At 74.9% G+C, this 14,802-nt stretch carries 18 protein-coding genes; 8 read left to right on the forward strand and 10 right to left on the reverse strand.

The genetic code is table 11. The features are described from left to right. Positions 1-2: 2 nt before the first annotated feature. Positions 3-488, forward strand: a complete 486-nt coding sequence (locus AB0D32_RS26100; protein WP_357095507.1) for a GNAT family N-acetyltransferase — start codon at positions 3-5, stop codon at positions 486-488. A gap of 79 nt (positions 489-567) precedes the next feature. On the opposite strand, the gene AB0D32_RS26105 is transcribed toward AB0D32_RS26100, so the two are convergent. Further along, positions 568-1,413: a siderophore-interacting protein gene (locus AB0D32_RS26105; RefSeq protein ID WP_357095510.1), complete on the reverse strand. Its 846-nt coding sequence runs from the start codon at positions 1,411-1,413 to the stop codon at positions 568-570. After that, positions 1,410-2,447, reverse strand: coding sequence for an ABC transporter substrate-binding protein (locus AB0D32_RS26110; RefSeq protein ID WP_357095512.1), 1,038 nt, complete (start codon positions 2,445-2,447; stop codon positions 1,410-1,412). The genes AB0D32_RS26105 and AB0D32_RS26110 overlap by 4 nt, the downstream gene beginning before the upstream one ends. 115 nt (positions 2,448-2,562) lie before the next feature. Here AB0D32_RS26110 and AB0D32_RS26115 point away from each other — a divergent pair, with 115 nt between their 5' ends. From AB0D32_RS26115 to AB0D32_RS26130, 4 genes are all read left to right on the forward strand, one after another. Continuing rightward, positions 2,563-3,615: an iron chelate uptake ABC transporter family permease subunit gene (locus AB0D32_RS26115; protein WP_357095580.1), complete on the forward strand. Its 1,053-nt coding sequence runs from the start codon at positions 2,563-2,565 to the stop codon at positions 3,613-3,615. Continuing rightward, on the forward strand, positions 3,612-4,640 hold the full coding sequence (locus AB0D32_RS26120; protein WP_357095517.1) for an iron chelate uptake ABC transporter family permease subunit: 1,029 nt from the start codon (positions 3,612-3,614) through the stop codon (positions 4,638-4,640). The genes AB0D32_RS26115 and AB0D32_RS26120 overlap by 4 nt, the downstream gene beginning before the upstream one ends. A gap of 47 nt (positions 4,641-4,687) precedes the next feature. Next, entirely contained in the window at positions 4,688-5,515 is an 828-nt protein-coding gene (locus AB0D32_RS26125; protein ID WP_357095520.1) for an ABC transporter ATP-binding protein, read from the forward strand. Positions 5,516-5,603: 88 nt separating this feature from the next. Then, positions 5,604-6,170 (forward strand): GNAT family N-acetyltransferase, encoded by a 567-nt coding sequence (locus tag AB0D32_RS26130; RefSeq protein WP_357095523.1) that lies wholly within the window; start codon positions 5,604-5,606, stop codon positions 6,168-6,170. Positions 6,171-6,221: 51 nt separating this feature from the next. Here AB0D32_RS26130 and AB0D32_RS26135 read toward each other — a convergent pair whose 3' ends face one another. The 7 genes from AB0D32_RS26135 to AB0D32_RS26165 all read right to left on the reverse strand — a co-directional run bounded on the left by AB0D32_RS26135 (position 6,222) and on the right by AB0D32_RS26165 (position 12,312). Further along, complete coding sequence (locus AB0D32_RS26135; protein ID WP_357095526.1) at positions 6,222-6,914, reverse strand: dihydrofolate reductase family protein; 693 nt, start codon at positions 6,912-6,914, stop codon at positions 6,222-6,224. Between the two features lie 43 nt (positions 6,915-6,957). Further along, positions 6,958-8,037, reverse strand: coding sequence for a glycosyltransferase family 4 protein (locus AB0D32_RS26140; RefSeq protein ID WP_357095529.1), 1,080 nt, complete (start codon positions 8,035-8,037; stop codon positions 6,958-6,960). 7 nt (positions 8,038-8,044) lie between these two features. Then, positions 8,045-8,443: a 6-carboxytetrahydropterin synthase gene (locus AB0D32_RS26145; protein ID WP_357095532.1), complete on the reverse strand. Its 399-nt coding sequence runs from the start codon at positions 8,441-8,443 to the stop codon at positions 8,045-8,047. Positions 8,444-8,446: 3 nt separating this feature from the next. Continuing rightward, positions 8,447-9,427: a dehydrogenase gene (locus tag AB0D32_RS26150; RefSeq protein ID WP_357095535.1), complete on the reverse strand. Its 981-nt coding sequence runs from the start codon at positions 9,425-9,427 to the stop codon at positions 8,447-8,449. 196 nt (positions 9,428-9,623) lie between these two features. Continuing rightward, positions 9,624-10,187 (reverse strand): GerMN domain-containing protein, encoded by a 564-nt coding sequence (locus AB0D32_RS26155; protein WP_357095538.1) that lies wholly within the window; start codon positions 10,185-10,187, stop codon positions 9,624-9,626. Positions 10,188-10,285: 98 nt separating this feature from the next. Continuing rightward, positions 10,286-11,641, reverse strand: a complete 1,356-nt coding sequence (locus AB0D32_RS26160; RefSeq protein ID WP_357095540.1) for a HAMP domain-containing sensor histidine kinase — start codon at positions 11,639-11,641, stop codon at positions 10,286-10,288. After that, the gene (locus AB0D32_RS26165; RefSeq protein WP_357095542.1) at positions 11,638-12,312 is read right to left on the reverse strand and encodes a response regulator transcription factor; all 675 of its coding nucleotides are present in this window, start codon (positions 12,310-12,312) and stop codon (positions 11,638-11,640) included. The genes AB0D32_RS26160 and AB0D32_RS26165 overlap by 4 nt, the downstream gene beginning before the upstream one ends. 201 nt (positions 12,313-12,513) lie before the next feature. On the opposite strand from AB0D32_RS26165, the gene AB0D32_RS26170 reads away from it, so the two are divergent. The 3 genes from AB0D32_RS26170 to AB0D32_RS26180 are packed head-to-tail and all read left to right on the forward strand — an operon-like array spanning position 12,514 to position 13,896. Continuing rightward, the gene (locus AB0D32_RS26170) at positions 12,514-12,885 is read left to right on the forward strand and encodes a GlsB/YeaQ/YmgE family stress response membrane protein (protein ID WP_357095545.1); all 372 of its coding nucleotides are present in this window, start codon (positions 12,514-12,516) and stop codon (positions 12,883-12,885) included. Further along, entirely contained in the window at positions 12,882-13,541 is a 660-nt protein-coding gene (locus tag AB0D32_RS26175) for an STAS domain-containing protein (protein WP_357095549.1), read from the forward strand. Before AB0D32_RS26170 ends, AB0D32_RS26175 begins: the two co-directional genes overlap by 4 nt. A 55-nt stretch (positions 13,542-13,596) precedes the next feature. After that, positions 13,597-13,896, forward strand: coding sequence for a BON domain-containing protein (locus AB0D32_RS26180; protein WP_357095552.1), 300 nt, complete (start codon positions 13,597-13,599; stop codon positions 13,894-13,896). Between the two features lie 207 nt (positions 13,897-14,103). Here the strand turns inward: AB0D32_RS26180 and AB0D32_RS26185 are convergent, their stop codons facing one another. Further along, complete coding sequence (locus tag AB0D32_RS26185; protein ID WP_357095555.1) at positions 14,104-14,520, reverse strand: ester cyclase; 417 nt, start codon at positions 14,518-14,520, stop codon at positions 14,104-14,106. Positions 14,521-14,802 lie beyond the last annotated feature (282 nt).

Here is a 14,802-nt window from a genome sequence, read left to right on the forward strand (position 1 = left end):
GGATGCTGATCCGCGAGTTCCACGAGCCCGACTGGGCCCAGGTGTGGCCGATCGTCAGCGAGGTGGTCCGGGGCCAGGAGACCTTCCCCTACGATCCGGGGCTGACCGCCGACGAGGCGTACGACATGTGGGTGGAGGTCGCGCCCGGCCGGACGGTGGTCGCGGTCGGCGGCGACGTGGTGCTGGGCACCGCGAAGATGGGCACCAACCGCCCCGGGCCGGGCTCGCACGTCGCCACCGCGAGCTTCATGGTGGCCCGCACGGCGCGCGGGCGCGGCGTGGGCACCGCGCTGTGCCGGCACGCGGTCGACTGGGCCTGCGAGCGGGGATACGCCGGGATGCAGTTCAACGCGGTCGTCGCGAGCAACGCCGGCGCCGTCCAGCTGTACGGGCGGGAGGGGTTCGCCGTGGTGGGCACCGTGCCCGGCGCGTTCCGGCATCCCGCCCTCGGCCGGGTGGGCCTGCACGTCATGTACCGGGAGTTCTGACCGGCGCGGCTGCCGGTCCGCGTCCGCCGCGTGCCGGCGGCCCCGTCGGGGCGGGGCGGCCGGCCCGCGGCGGTCACCGTCAGACGGTGGCCTTGGCGGTGGCCTCGGCGCGCAGGTCCTCCTCGGAGGCTCCCCGGCGCCAGTAGCCGGAGAAGGTGACGTGGCGGCGGTCCAGGCCGCGCTCGCCGACGAGATGCCGACGCACCGACCGCACCATCGAGGACTCGCCGGCGATCCAGGCGTACGGGGTGCCGGCCGGCAGCCGGGCGGCCCGCACCGCGTCGGCCAGCAGGGTGCTGCCGGGGGTGGTGCCGCCCCGCACGATCCAGCGCACCTCGGCCCGCGCCGCAGTGGGCAGTTCCTGGATGTCCGCCGCGTCGGGAACCTCGATCCAGGCATGGACCGGGATGTCGGCCGGCAGCCAGGCCAGGATGCCGGCGGCGGCGGGCAGCCCGCTCTCGTCGGCCACCAGCAGGACCGAGTCGGTCCCGGCGGGCGGGCGGAAGCAGACGCTGCGGTTGTCGTGCACGGCCGGGCCGAGCAGCACCACCCGGTCGCCCGGCAGGGCGTGCCGGGCCCAGCGGGAAGCGGGGCCGGTGTCGCCGTGGCTGACGAAGTCGATGTCCACCTCGGCCAGCTCGGGACGCTGCTCCCGGATGGTGTACGAACGCATCACCGCGCGCACGTCGGGGTCCATGGCCCGGTAGGCGCCGAACCAGTCCTCCCCCGCCTCGACGGGAAGCACCGGCTCGGGCTGGCCGGGGTGCGGCAGGAAGAGCGAGACGCTCTGGTCCCGGCCGCCGCCGGCAAAGTCGACCAACTCCGGCCCGCCGAACGTGACCCGGATCAGGGAGGCCCCCACCCGGCGGGCCCCCACGACCTGCGCGGCGAAGAGGCGGTACTGGACGGCGACTGCGGTGGTCATGCGGTGACCTTCTTCGCACCCTTGATGGCGGCGGCCAGGTTCTCCAGCAGCGGCGCGGCGCCGGCGTACGAGAAGCGGGGCACCGCGTCCCACCCGGTGATCTGGTTGGCCTTGACCGCCGGGAGCTGCTGCCAGGTGGGCTTGCTGGCCATGTCCTTCGGCTGCAACGCCGTGTTCCGGTTGTCCAGCAGGATCAGGTCGGCCGGGAACTTGCCCGCGTTCTCCCAGCTCAGCGCCTCGAAGTAGTCGCCGGCCTCGAGCTTGGTGGGCACGACGATGTCGACGCCCAGCTCGGCGAAGTACATCAGGTCGGTGCTGACCTTCGGGTTGGAGACGTAGAACAGGTCGGGGCTGCCGGAGGCGGCCATCACCTTGATGCCCGGGTTCGCCTTGACCGCCTGCCGGACCGACTCGGCGGCGGCCTCGAAGCGGGCCTTGGCGTCGGCGACCTTCTTCGCGGACAGGTCGGCGCCGAGGGACTCGGCGAGCTGTGCGTACCGCTCGATCGGCTTGGTCATCGGCACCCGGGCGGTGGTGATCGTGACGCTGGGGGCGAGCGGGAGGATCTTGCCCTTGCTCTCGTCGGGCACGTACCAGAGGGCGCCCGGGTCGTACATGTGGGTGACGAGCAGCTGGGGTCGCAGGCCGGCGTACTTCTCCAGGTTGAACTCGCCCCACACGTTGCCGAGGATCTCCACGGACTCCACGTCGAGGTCGCCGGCCTGCGGGTCCTTGCTGCCGTCGGCGCGCTTCGTCTCGCCGAACACGCCGACGATCTGCTTGTCGATCCCGAAGTCGACAAGCGCGGCGGCGACCCCCGTGAACGCGACCACCCGGGTCGGGCGGGTCGCGACGCTCACCTTCTCGTTACGGTCGTCGGTGAACGACCACGGCCCGTCGGAGCTCTTGGCGGTGGGGGCGGCGGAGTCCTCGTCCCCGCCGCAGCCGGCGAGCAGGGCGGCCAGGGTGGCGGCGCCACCGGCGGCGAGCAGGCCCCGGCGGGAGAGGCGGCGGGCGGACGCGGAATGCGGCATGGCGGTGTCTTTCGATCAGGGTCGGGCGAATGACCATGGACAGCGGGGTTAGGTTAACCTAACCTAAACGGCTGTCAAGTCCCGTTCGGAATCGCGCACCACATCGGAGCCCACACTGTCCGCCACCCTCTCCAGCCGCGTCGGCGCTCCGCCGGCGCCGCCCGCCGTGCGCCGGCGGAGCCGGGCCGCGCTGCGGGCCGCCGGTCTCGCGGCGTCGGTGCTGCTGCTCGCGGCCGTCGCGGTGCTCAGCATCGCCGTGGGCGCCAAACAGCTCCCCCTCACCGACGTGTGGCAGGGCCTGCTGGACCGCGACGCCGCGGAGTACGCCGTCGTGCACCGGATGCGGCTGCCGCGTACGCTGCTCGGCCTGCTCGCCGGGGCGGCGCTCGGCGTCGCCGGCGCGGTGATGCAGGCGCTCACCCGCAACCCGCTCGCCGATCCCGGCCTGCTCGGCATCAACGCCGGAGCCTCGGCGGCGGTGGCCAGCGGTGCGCTCCTGTTCGGCATCGGCGGCGTCGGCGGGCAGGTGTGGTTCGCGCTGCTCGGCGCGGCGATCGTGACCGCCGCCGTGTACGCCGTCGGCGGCGGGCGTGGGGCCACCCCCGCCCGGCTGGCGCTGGCCGGCGCCGCGCTCAACGCCACCCTCTACTCGTACGTCAGCGCGGTGATGCTGATGGACACGGCGTCGCTGGAACGGCTGCGGTTCTGGACGGTCGGCTCGCTGGCCAGCGCCGAACCGTCGACCGTACGCACGGTCGCGCCGTTCATGGCGGCGGGCCTGCTGGTCGCCCTGGCCGTCGCGCGCCCACTCAACGCCCTGGCGCTCGGCGACGACGCGGCACGCGCGCTCGGCGCCCGCCCGGCCCTGGTCCGGGGCGCGGTGATCCTGGCGATCACGCTGCTCTGCGGCGCCGCCACGGCCGCCTGCGGGCCGATCGTCTTCGTCGGGCTGCTCGTGCCGCACCTGGTGCGCGCGCTCACCGGGCCCGACCTGCGCTGGCTGCTGCCGTACTGCGCGGTGCTGGCACCGGTGCTGCTGCTCGGCGCCGACGTGCTGGGGCGGGTGCTGAGCCGGCCGGGCGAGCTCCAGGTCGGGCTCGTGACCGCCGTCGCGGGCGGGCCGCTCTTCCTCTGGCTGGTGCTGCGCGGGCGGGTGGCCCACCCGTGATCACCCTACGTACCCCCGGCGGCCTGTCCCTGCGGCTGCGCCCCCGCGCCATCGCCGTCGGCGTCACCTGCGCGCTGCTGGCCCTGGCGCTGAGCGTGCTCGCCATCGGCAGCGGCGACTACCCGATGAGCCCCGCCGACGTGCTGCGCGCCCTCACCGGCCGGGGCACCCCGGCCGAGGAGTTCATCGTCACCGAGCTGCGGCTGCCCCGGGTGGTCACCGCGCTCTGCGTCGGCGCCGCGCTGGCGCTGGCCGGCGCGGTGTTCCAGTCGCTGGTCCGCAACCCGCTGGGCAGCCCCGACATGCTCGGCTTCACCCAGGGCGCGGCGACCGGGGCGCTCGTCGTGGTGGTGGTCGGCGGCAGCAGCCTGGCGCTGGCCTCGTCCGCGGTCCTCGGCGGGCTCGTCACCGGCGCGCTGGTCTACGCGCTGTCCTGGCGGCGTGGCGTGCACGGGTACCGGCTGATCCTGGTCGGCATCGGCACCATGGCGATCCTCACCGGGGTCAACGGGTGGTTGCTCACCCGGGCCCCGCTGATGGACGCCGCCCGCGCCGTGCTCTGGCTCACCGGCAGCCTCGACGGGCGCGGCTGGTCGAACGCCCTGCCGGTGCTGCTCGCGCTGGCGGTGCTGGTGCCCCTCATGCTGGCCGGGTACGGGCCGGCGATGCGGCTGGTCGAGATGGGCGACGACACCGCCGCCGCCCTCGGCGTACGCGTGGAGCGGCTGCGGCTGGTCGTGCTGGCGGCGGCGGTCCTGCTGGTCTCCCTCGCGGCGGCCGCCGCCGGGCCGGTGAACTTCGTGGCCCTCACCGCCCCGCACCTGGCGCGGCGGCTGACCCGGGCACCGGGGCCGAACCTGCTGCCCTCGGCGGCCGTCGGGGCACTGCTCCTCGTCGCCGCCGACCAGCTCGCGCTGCGGGCGTTCCCCGGACACCAACTGCCGGTCGGCGTGGTGACGGGCGTGCTCGGCGGCGCCTACCTGGTCTGGCTGCTGGCCACCGAGCGCCGGGCCGGCCGGCTGTGACCGGGCCCGGCCTGCGGGCCGCCCACGACGAGAACGGAGCACCGAGCATGCAGTCCCGGCTGAGTGGCACCGCGATGACCCTCGCCTACGAGCGGCGGACCATCGCGGAGGACCTGAGCGTCGCCGTGCCCGACCGTTCCTTCACGGTCATCATCGGCCCCAACGCCTGCGGCAAGTCGACCCTGCTGCGGGCCCTGTCCCGGCTGCTGAAGCCGGCCGCCGGGGCGGTGCTGCTCGACGGGGAGGACATCCACCGGCTGCCGGCCCGGGGCGTGGCGCGCACCCTCGGCCTGCTGCCGCAGTCGTCCGTCGCGCCGGACGGCATCGGCGTCGCCGAACTCGTCGCCCGCGGCCGGTACCCGCACCAGGGGCTGCTGCGGCAGTGGTCGCGCGAGGACGAGCGGGTGGTCACCGAGTCGATGGCCGCCACCGGGGTCGCCGACCTGGCCGACCGGCCCGTCGACGAGCTCTCCGGCGGGCAGCGGCAGCGGGTGTGGATCGCGATGGCCCTGGCCCAGCAGACGCCCCTGCTGCTGCTCGACGAGCCGACCACCTACCTGGACATCGCCCACCAGATCGAGATCCTCGACCTCTGCGCCCGGCTGCACGAGGAGCAGGGCCGCACGCTGGTGGCGGTGCTGCACGACCTCAACCACGCCGCCCGCTACGCGTCGCACCTGATCGCGATGCGCGAGGGGCGGGTGGTCGCCGCCGGACCGCCCCGGGAGGTGGTCACCGCCGAGTTGGTCGAGAAGGTCTTCGGGCTGCCCTGCCGCGTGATCGACGATCCGGAGACCGGCACTCCCCTGGTGGTTCCCGCCGCCCGCCGCCGGGCCACCGCGAGCGCCCCGACGGTCGCCGTCGCCGGCGGGTGACGGGCGCGGGCGCCGCCGGCCGGCCGGCCGCGCGCCGGAGGCCGACCCACTCGCGCATCGACCGGCATCACAAGTACCGTGGCATGCGATGCGTGATCTCGCCAGCACCTACCGACAGGACGTCGACGGCTTCGGCCACGTGACGATCCGCCCCGTCGACCCCGACACCGACATCGACCTGATCCACGCCTGGGTCAGCCAGGAACGCGCCCAGTTCTGGGGCATGCGCGACGCCGGCCGGGAGCGGGTCGAGGAAATCTACCGCTACCTCGACTCGCTGCCCACCCACCACGCCTGGCTGACGCACCGCGACGGCACGCCGGTCGCGCTGTTCCAGACGTACGAGCCGTCCGCCGACCCGGTCGGCGAGTGCTACCAGGTCCAACCCGGCGACCACGGCGCCCACCTGCTGATCGGCCCGCCCGACGTGGCCGAACGGGGCTTCACGGGCACCCTGTTGGGCGTGTTCCTCGCCTTCGTCTTCGCCGACCCGCGACACCGGCGCGTCGTGATGGAGCCGGACGCCCGCAACGAGAAGGCGGTGAACCGGCTCCTGCGCACCGGCTTCGTGGCCGGGCCGCTGATCGACCTCGACGGCAAGCGGGCCCGGCTGCTCTTCCTCGACCGGGAGACGTTCGAGGCCCGCCGGTCCTGACTCGGGCGGGACGTTCCCCGGGCGGGCGACCACCCGGGGAGCCTCGCGCGCTCAGCCCGCGTCGCAGCGCTCCGACAGCGCGTAGCGGACCAGCACGACGTCGCCGATCTGGCGGCTCTCCGCCACCCGGGCCCGGCGGCCGGGGTGCCAGGGAAAGGTCCCGTCGCCGACGAACCGGGGCGCCCGCCGGTCACCGACGAAGAACGGGGCCACCACCAGGTGCAGCTCGTCGGCGAGGCCGGCGGTGAGGAACTGTCCGAGCACGCTCGCCCCGCCCTCCACCATCAGCCGCTCCACCCCGCGGCCGGCGAGGTCCGCCAGCGCCCACGCCGGGTCCACGGGCTCGCCCGCGTCCACCACGGTGGCCCGGCCGGCCAGCCGCTCGCCGGTCCTGGCCGCCGCCGACGTCGCACAGTAGACGATCCGGTCGGCGTCGCCCGTGGTGAAGAAGCGGGCTGTCGGATCCAGGTCGCCGCAGCCGGTCACCGTCACCTTGGCCGGCGAGGCGGGCCGGCCCCGGGCGACGCGTTCGGCGCGACGCCGCGCGGAGCGGACCACCAGGCGCGGGTCGTCCCGCCGGATCGTGCCCGCGCCCACCAGGATCGCGTCGCAGCCCGCCCGGACCTCGTCGACCCGGTCCAGGTCGGCCTCGTTGGACAGCAGCAGCCGCTGCCCGCTGGCGTCGTCGAGGTAGCCGTCGATCGACGTCGCACAGCTGAGCAGCACGTACGGGCGCTCGGTCACGGGACGAAGGGGAGGTCGAGGGTGCGGCGGCAGGGGTGTCCGGTCACGCCGCCACCGCCCCGGCCAGCACCGCGCCCGCGACGGTCGCCGCGACCGTCCAGTCGTCGAGCGTGCGCCGCCGCCCGCGTGCCGCCCGCCGCAGGAACCGGCGCAGGTCGGGCTCGGCGAGCCAGCGCCGCAGCGCGCCGGCCAGCGCCGCCGGGTCGTCGGGCGGCACGAGCAGCCCGGGTGCCGTGCCGTCCGGGGCGCGGCCCAGGGCTTCGGGCAGCCCGCCGGCCGCCGTGGCCAGCACCGGCACGCCCCGCGCGAGGGCCTCGGTGACCACCATGCCGTACGTCTCCCGGCGGGAGGCCAGCACCAGCAGGTCGGCGGCGGCGTACTCGGCGTCCAGGGCCGCCCCGGTGCACGGGCCCACCAGGCGCACCCGGTCGGCGAGGCCGTGCCCGGTCAACTGCCGACGCAGCCCCGCGACGAAGCCCCGGTCCCGGGTCAACGGTCCCACGCAGACGCAGCTCCAGGGCAGGCCGGCGACTGCCGCCAGGGCCTCCACCAGCACGTCGTGCCCCTTGTGCGGGACGACGGCGGCGACGCACAGCAGGTTCCCACCGGCCGGCGACCCGGGTGCGGGCGGGGCCGGGTCCACGCCCGGCCGGGCGACGTGCACCCGGCCGGGCGGCAGCGCGTACCGGTCGAGCAGCCGCCGCCGGGTCCACTCGCTGGTGGCGACCACCGCGACGGCGGCGGCCAGGGCGGCGCCCTCGTCGTCGTGCTCCAGCGGCAGGTGCACGACGACGACGAGGCGCAGCCGCCGGGCGTGCGGGGTCAGCACCTCCGGCACGGGCGAGGCGACCAGCCCGTCGAGCAGGACCGGCGCCCCGTCGGGCAGCGCCGCGAGGACCCCGGCGAGCGCGGCGCGGGCCGCCCGGTCGGGGCGGGGCCAGTCGCCGGGCACGACGTGCTCGCGGATCGTCCAGCCGGCCGCCGACAGGCCCCGGCAGAGCCGGCGGTCGTAGCCGTTGCCGCCGCTCGGCGTGGCCGGGTCGTCGATGTCGTTCGGCAGCACGACGTACGCCGTCGCCGGGCCGCCGTGGGCGGGTGTCGGACTCGCCAGGTCTCCGGCCATCACGGCTTCAGAGGGACCGTTCGTAGCTGGCCCAGGCGACGTGCGACTCGTGCAGCGTGACGGTGATGCCGGCCAGGGCGTGGGCGCCCGCGCCGAGGTCGCCGGCGCGCACCCGCTCGGCAAGGCGGTCGGCGACGGCCCGGGCCAGCACCTCGGTGGTGGTGTTCACCCCGGTGAAGGCCGGGTCGTCGTCGAGGTTGCGGTAGGTCAGCTCCCCGAGCACCGTCCTGAGCTGCGCGGCGGCGAGCCCGATGTCGACCACCACACCGTCGCCGTCGAGGTCGGGACGGCGGAAGGTGGCATCCACGACGAAGGTCGCCCCGTGCAGGCGCTGCGCCGGGCCGAACACCTCGCCCCGGAAGCTGTGGGCGATCATCATGTGGTCGCGCACGGTCACGCTGAACACGAATCACTCTCCCTCGTAGGTGATGAGGTGGCACAGTGCGGGGAGGCTGCCGGCGGTCAGCCGGGCCAGCACGTCGGGCAGCTCCGCGAAGCGGGACTCGCCGGTGAGCAGCGCGTCGAAGGCGGGATCGGCCAGCAGCTCCAGGGCCAGCCGCATCCGGTCGGCGAAGTCGCGGCTGCCCCGTCGGGCCGGCGCGACGGTGCCCACCTGGCTGGCGCGGACGGTCAACCGGCCGGAGTGGAACGCCCCACCCAGCGCCAGCGCGACGGTGCGGTCGCCGTACCAGCTCAGCTCGACCACCGTGCCCTCCGGCCGGAGCAGCTCCAGCGAGCGTTGCAGGCCTGCGGCGGTGGCGCTGGCGTGCACCACGAGGTCCCGCCCGCCGGCCGCCCCCTGCGGCGGGGCGAAGCCGACCCCGAGCGCGGCGGCGACCTCCGCCCGGGCCGGGTCGGTGTCGACCAGTTCCACGCGTACGCCCGGGAAGCGGGCGAGCAGCGCCGCCACGCAGCAGCCGACCATGCCGCCGCCGACCACGCTCACCCGGTCGCCGACCAGGGGCGCGGCGTCCCAGAGCGCGTTCACCGCCGTCTCCACGGTCCCGGCGAGCACCGCGCGGGCGGGCGGCACCGCGTCCGGCACGGGCACCACCGCACCGGCCGGGACGACGTACGCGCTCTGGTGCGGGTGCAGGCAGAACACGGTCCGGCCGCGCAGCTCGGCCGGGCCCTGCTCGACCACTCCCACGTTGAGGTAGCCGTACTTCACCGGCCCCGGGAAGTCACCCTCCTGGAACGGGGCGCGCATCGCCGCGTGCTGGTCGGCGGGGACGCGGCCGGCGAAGACCAGCGTCTCCGTGCCCCGACTGACGCCGGAGTACCGGCTGCGGACGAGCACCTCGCCCGGACCGGGGACGGCCAGCGGCACCGACCGGATCTCGCCCTCGCCGGGCGTACGAAGCCAGAAGGCGCGCGCCTCACCGGTCACCGACTCCCCCTCACCCGCATCCGGGGCGAACCGAACAGCGGCATGACCCGTAGTTCCTGTCGGAAGGCATCGATCATGACACGGCGGCACGATGCCCACAGTTCGAACGGTCCCGACGGTCGGGCTGATCGTCCAGACCGTCCCGCTGGCCGGGGCTGGCCGCCGACGCCCTGGCCGGGCCACCCATGGCGGACCGTCAGCGGGGTTCCACGAGGCCGGCGTAGTCGTCGGCGGCGAGGGGCCGCCGGGACAGCGACCCGTCGGCGCGCGGCACCCCCAGCGGGGCCCCACCCCGGAAGAAGGCCACGGTGTCGACGTCGGATCGGGCGGTCAGGGTGCAGACGATCTGCCCGAAGGCGAGGACCTCGTCGCTGCGCCCTGTCTCGTCGCCGGCCCCGCCGAGATCCACGTCGACGTCGGTGCCCCGCGGCCGGGCGGCGGCCACCGGCACGGCCCCGGGCAGGGCCGTCGTGAGGCCGGTGTCGCGCTCGGCGGGGGTCGGCCCGGCCAGCAGGTGCTGGAGCTGGGCGTCGACGGTGGGCGTGCCGTCCACGCGGCGCTCGACGCGAACCAGCCGGTCGTCCCGCACGAAGCAGAGCACCTCCGTCGTCCGTCCCGCCGTCAGCGTGGGGGTCGGCGTTCCGACGACCGCCCCGGGCGAGGGGAACGGCCCGGGTGGGGGCGCCACGGCGCGCGGGGCGTCCTCGGTCGGGACGCCGCAGCCGCCGAGCAGCCCGAGGACGACGAGCGCGCCGCCCACACCGCGCCACCTACTACCCAATCGCCGTGCCGCGGGCGGGGTACACGCGGGCGCACGGTCGCTCGCACCGAATGGCGGACGCGCGGACCCGTGGCCGGTCACGGCAGCGCCCCGGGCAGCTCGACCCGGAAGCGGGCGCCGCCGCCGGGGCGGTCGCCCGCGCTGGCACGCCCCCGGTGCGCGGCGGCGTGTTCCGCGACGATGGCCAGTCCGAGGCCGGTGCCGTCGCCGTCGGCACGCGAGTGCGCGGCGCGGCCACGGACGAAGCGGTCGAAGATGATCTCCCGGTCGTCGGAAGGCACGCCCGGCCCCGCGTCGTCGACCTCGACGACGCCCGTCCCGCTGCGCTGCGACAGCCGCACGGCCACCGGTCCGCCGCCGTGGCGCAGCGCGTTGTCGACCAGGTTGGCCAGGATCTGCTCGACTCGGCGTTCGTCGACCAGCCAGGTCGGAGCGGCATCCCGGTCGGTGCGTACGAGCGTGTCCGCCAGCCCGCGCGCCTGGCAGGTGCGGCGGGCCAGGGCCGCCACGTCGACCGGCGCGCGGTCGATCGGCCGGTCGCTACGGGCGAGTTGGAGGAGATCGTTGACCAACTGCTGGAACCGGGTGATCTCGTCGGCCACCAGCCCGGCGGCGGTGGCCGTACGGTCGTCGATGTGTTCCCGGCGTCGGGCCAGGACGCTGGCCGCCGCCGACAGGGTCTGCAACGGCGAGCGCAGCTCGTGGCTGACGTCGGCGGCGAAGCGGCGGTCCCGTTCGATGCGCTGGGAGAGCTGGTCGACCATGTGGTTGAAGGACGTGGAGAGCCGGGTCAGGTCCGGATCGGTGGTCGCCGCGAGCCGGGCCGAGAAGTTGCCCGCCGCGATCTCCTGCGCGGCGTCGGCCACCGCCGTCAGCGGCCGCAGGCTGTGCCGGGTGGCGTACCAGCCCAGGGCGGCACCCGATCCGGCGACCACGATGGCCACGGCGGTCAGCGCGAGCGCCAGGACCCGCAGGGTCTGGTCGAGTTCGCGCAGCGAGGTCAGCTCGTAGTAGCTGGCGGACGGGGCCAGCGGCAGGCCGACGAGCAGGGTGGGCTGGCCGTTGACCCGGACCCGCTGCACGGCCGGTTTCCCGGCGTGGACGAGCTGTTGCAGGTCGGCCGGGATGGCGGCGGTGAGGCCGGCGTCGGCCGTGCGGGCGTACCAGTCGTCCCCGCGGTGCAGCAGCGGGCGGCGGTTGCCGCCGGTGTCGAGGGAGCGCAGCACCTCCACCACGTCGGGCGCCTCCGTGTCCAGGCCGGTACGCACCACCGCCGCGTCGAAGTACGCCGCCCGCACGGCGGTACGCTCCCGCTCCTCGAGCAGGGACCGCCTGGTCAGCTCGTACGAGACCAGCGCCATGGACGCGGACAGCAGCAACGCGCCGACGGCGAACCCGGCGGACACCCGGGCCCGCAGTCCGAGCCGCCTCACCGGGTCAGCTTGTAGCCGAGGCCGCGCAGGGTGACCAGGTGCCGGGGGCTGCCCGGATCGTCCTCGATCTTCTGCCGCAGCCGCCCCACGTGCACGTCGACGAGCCGCTCGTCGCCGGTGTCGTAGCCCCAGACCCGTTGCAGCAACTGGTGGCGCGACAGCACCCGACCGGCGTGCTCGGCCAGCTCGCACAGCAACCGGAACTCGGTGCGGGTGACCGGCACCGGCCGGCCCGCGAGGCGCACCTCCCCGGCGTCCGGGCTGATCTCCAACTGCCCGAACGTGAGCACCGGCACGGGGTCGGTCGCCGCCCGGGCCCGACGACGCAGGGCACGCAGCCGCGCCGACAGTTCCTTGATCGCTACCGGCTTGACCAGGTAGTCGTCTGCCCCGGCCTCCAGTGCCGCGACGATGTCGTGGGTGTCGTCGCGGGCGCTGACCACCACGATCGGCACGTCGTCCTCGCGGCGCATCCGCCGGATGCACTCGAATCCGTCCAGGCCCGGCAGCATCAGGTCGACCAGCACGTTGTCGGCCGGCTCCCGACGCTGCATCAGCAGCCCCTCCTCGGCGGTGGCCGCGCCCCGGACGCGGTAGCCCTCGTCCTCCAGCGCGAGCAGCAACGCCAGACGGATCCGGTCGTCGTCCTCGATCACCAGCACGTCCGTCATACCGGCATCATCCCCAAGGCGACGGCGGCCACCCAACCGTGTCCGGCGTTCGGCGATTTTGTCACGCAACTGTCATACAACCGCGTGGCCCGCGCCACGGGCGACACCGAGGGTGGTGGGCGACACCAGCGGGCGGCTGCCGTCGGCCGACCGGCCCAAGCACGGAGCGGAGCAGCCGACCGGTCCCGGAGGAGGGAGCAGATGACCGTCGCCGGTCTCGTCACCGCACTCGCCGTCGGCCTCCTCGTCGCCGCGCTCGGCTGGCGGGTCGCCCCGTGCCGCCGGGAGGTGCCGGTCTGGCTGGTCCTGGTGGCGGGGGTCGTCACCGCCCTGCTCGGCGTCATCCTGGCCCGCATCGCCGGCCTCGACATCGGTACGTCCGGCCCGTGGAGCATCGGCGTGCCGGCCGGCTCGGCCGTCCTCGGCGTCGCCCTCGTGGTGGCCACGGCCGGTCCCCGGCGCTCTGCCGTAGCGCCGCGGGGGACGCGGCCGGACCCGGACCCCACCCCGACGCCGCCGGTCGTGGGCCGGCGCGTGGCACGGCCCGACCTTCCGTGGAGGAAGACACCATGACCGTCGTACCGGACGAGCACCTCATGACGTTGATCTGCGACACCTGTGGGGACACGACCACGGGAACCGCGTGTGTCCTGCCCGACGCCGAGGTCGTCTGGACCCTGGTCGCCGAGCACGGCTGGAGCGGCTCGCCGTTCGCCACGGGCCCGCACCGCTGTCCCCGGTGCAGCCTCTTCGACCCCGGCGTCGGGGGCGGCACCGCCAGTCAGGACGGTCGGACCGCCGGCGGGGCGCTGGGCGTCGACCACCTCGACGACGTCGCGGTCGTCACGACCGCCGGAGATACCGACGTCGACACGGCCGACGAACTGCGGGCCGCCCTGCGGCAGACCGTGGACGTCTGCGGACACGTGGTGGTCGACCTGACCCGCGTCCACCTCATCGACGCCGACGGGCTCGGGCTGCTCGTCCGGGCCCACCGCGACGCCCGGGACCGTGGCGCGGTGCTCTGCCTGGCCGCTCCGTCCCGCTTCATCCGCACCGTGTTGCACACCATGCGGCTCGACGGTCTGTTCCCGATCTTCGCGAGCCCGGAGGAGGCCGTCCGGCGGTTGTCCCCGGGCGAGGCCGGGGAGTCCGTTGGGCTGACGTCCGTCGCCGCCGGGCCGGATCCGTGCGGCCTTCCGACAGTGACCGACGCCCTGTCCCGCTGACCCGACGCCGGGCCCGGGCGTATTCGGGGCCCGCAGAGCATCGAAAGGAAGCACCATGCTCATCCCCTGGCCGTACCCGGACGAGGGCGGGTTCCGCCCCGAGCCGCCGGGACCCGTGCCGGACGACGAGGACGGCCGGCTGGCGGCGCTGGTCGCCCAGCGGTTGAGCAGCGACTGGTCCACCCGTCGCCAGCAGATCGTGGTGACCGTGCAGAATCGCGTCGTCATCCTCGCGGGCATCGTGGCCGGCCCGGACACCCGGCGGGTGGCCGGCGAGATCGCCTGGGACGTCAAGGGCGTCGCCGACGTCTGCAACGCGCTGCGGCTCGCCGGTTCCCGTCGCTCCCCGCACTGAGCACGGTCTGCGGCTCACCCGGCCCTTCGGAGCTGTTCCGCCTCCGGCCACGGGCCGCCCGACGGTGCTGTCACCGCTCGGCCTCGGCCGGTGTCTCCAAAGCCCCGGGGCCCGCCCGTGTCTCCGAAAGCCCGGGGCCCGGCATAGTCGTCAGATGCTGGCGCCCGGCGGCACGGCGGTGTCGCTGTGGTGTGCGGCCGCCAGGCGTCAGGCAACGAGTTGCGCGCGCAGTCCCCACCGGTCGATCTGGATCCAGTACTCCGCGATCTTGCCGTCGGCGACCCGGTACACACAGCTGGTCACCTGAATGACCGGCCGGCCTGTAGGCGGCAGTCCGTCGACGTTCCCGACGTGCACTCCGTTCTGGGTCCAACGCGCGTACACCTTGTCGCCGGCGCCGAACAACTCGTCGATCTCCAGACGGAACGGCCCGTAGGACGTGAGTATCTCCTCGACATGCTCGGCGTACTCCTGCGGAGTCCGCGTGATCGTCGCCGCGTCCTCAGCCTGCACCTGGTGCGCGATCACTGCGGGCGCCATCAGCCGGTCGGCTTGTCCGGGATCGGCTCCCGAGCGGACGACCTGCAGAAACTCCCGGACCACCGAAACTGGATCATGCGTCATGGGTCGATTTTGTCCCACCGGATCGTTCGGGCATGGTGGGACGTGCGGTCTGTGTGTGCCGTCACCAGGTGGCTGGGAGGATCCCGGACGGATCCGACCGGCCCCGGGGCCTCGGCAGAGGTGCCAGAGGCCATGATTCGCAGGCTGTTGGCCGGAAAGCAGTTCAGGGCCACCCCGAAAGGGGTGGCCCTGAACTGGAAGATTGTCCGGCGGTGTCCTACTCTCCCACACCCTCCCGAGTGCAGTACCATCGGCGCTGGAGGGCTTAGCTTCCGGGTTCGG

It is taken from the genome of Micromonospora sp. NPDC048170, from assembly GCF_040652795.1.
Lineage (GTDB): Bacteria > Actinomycetota > Actinomycetes > Mycobacteriales > Micromonosporaceae > Micromonospora.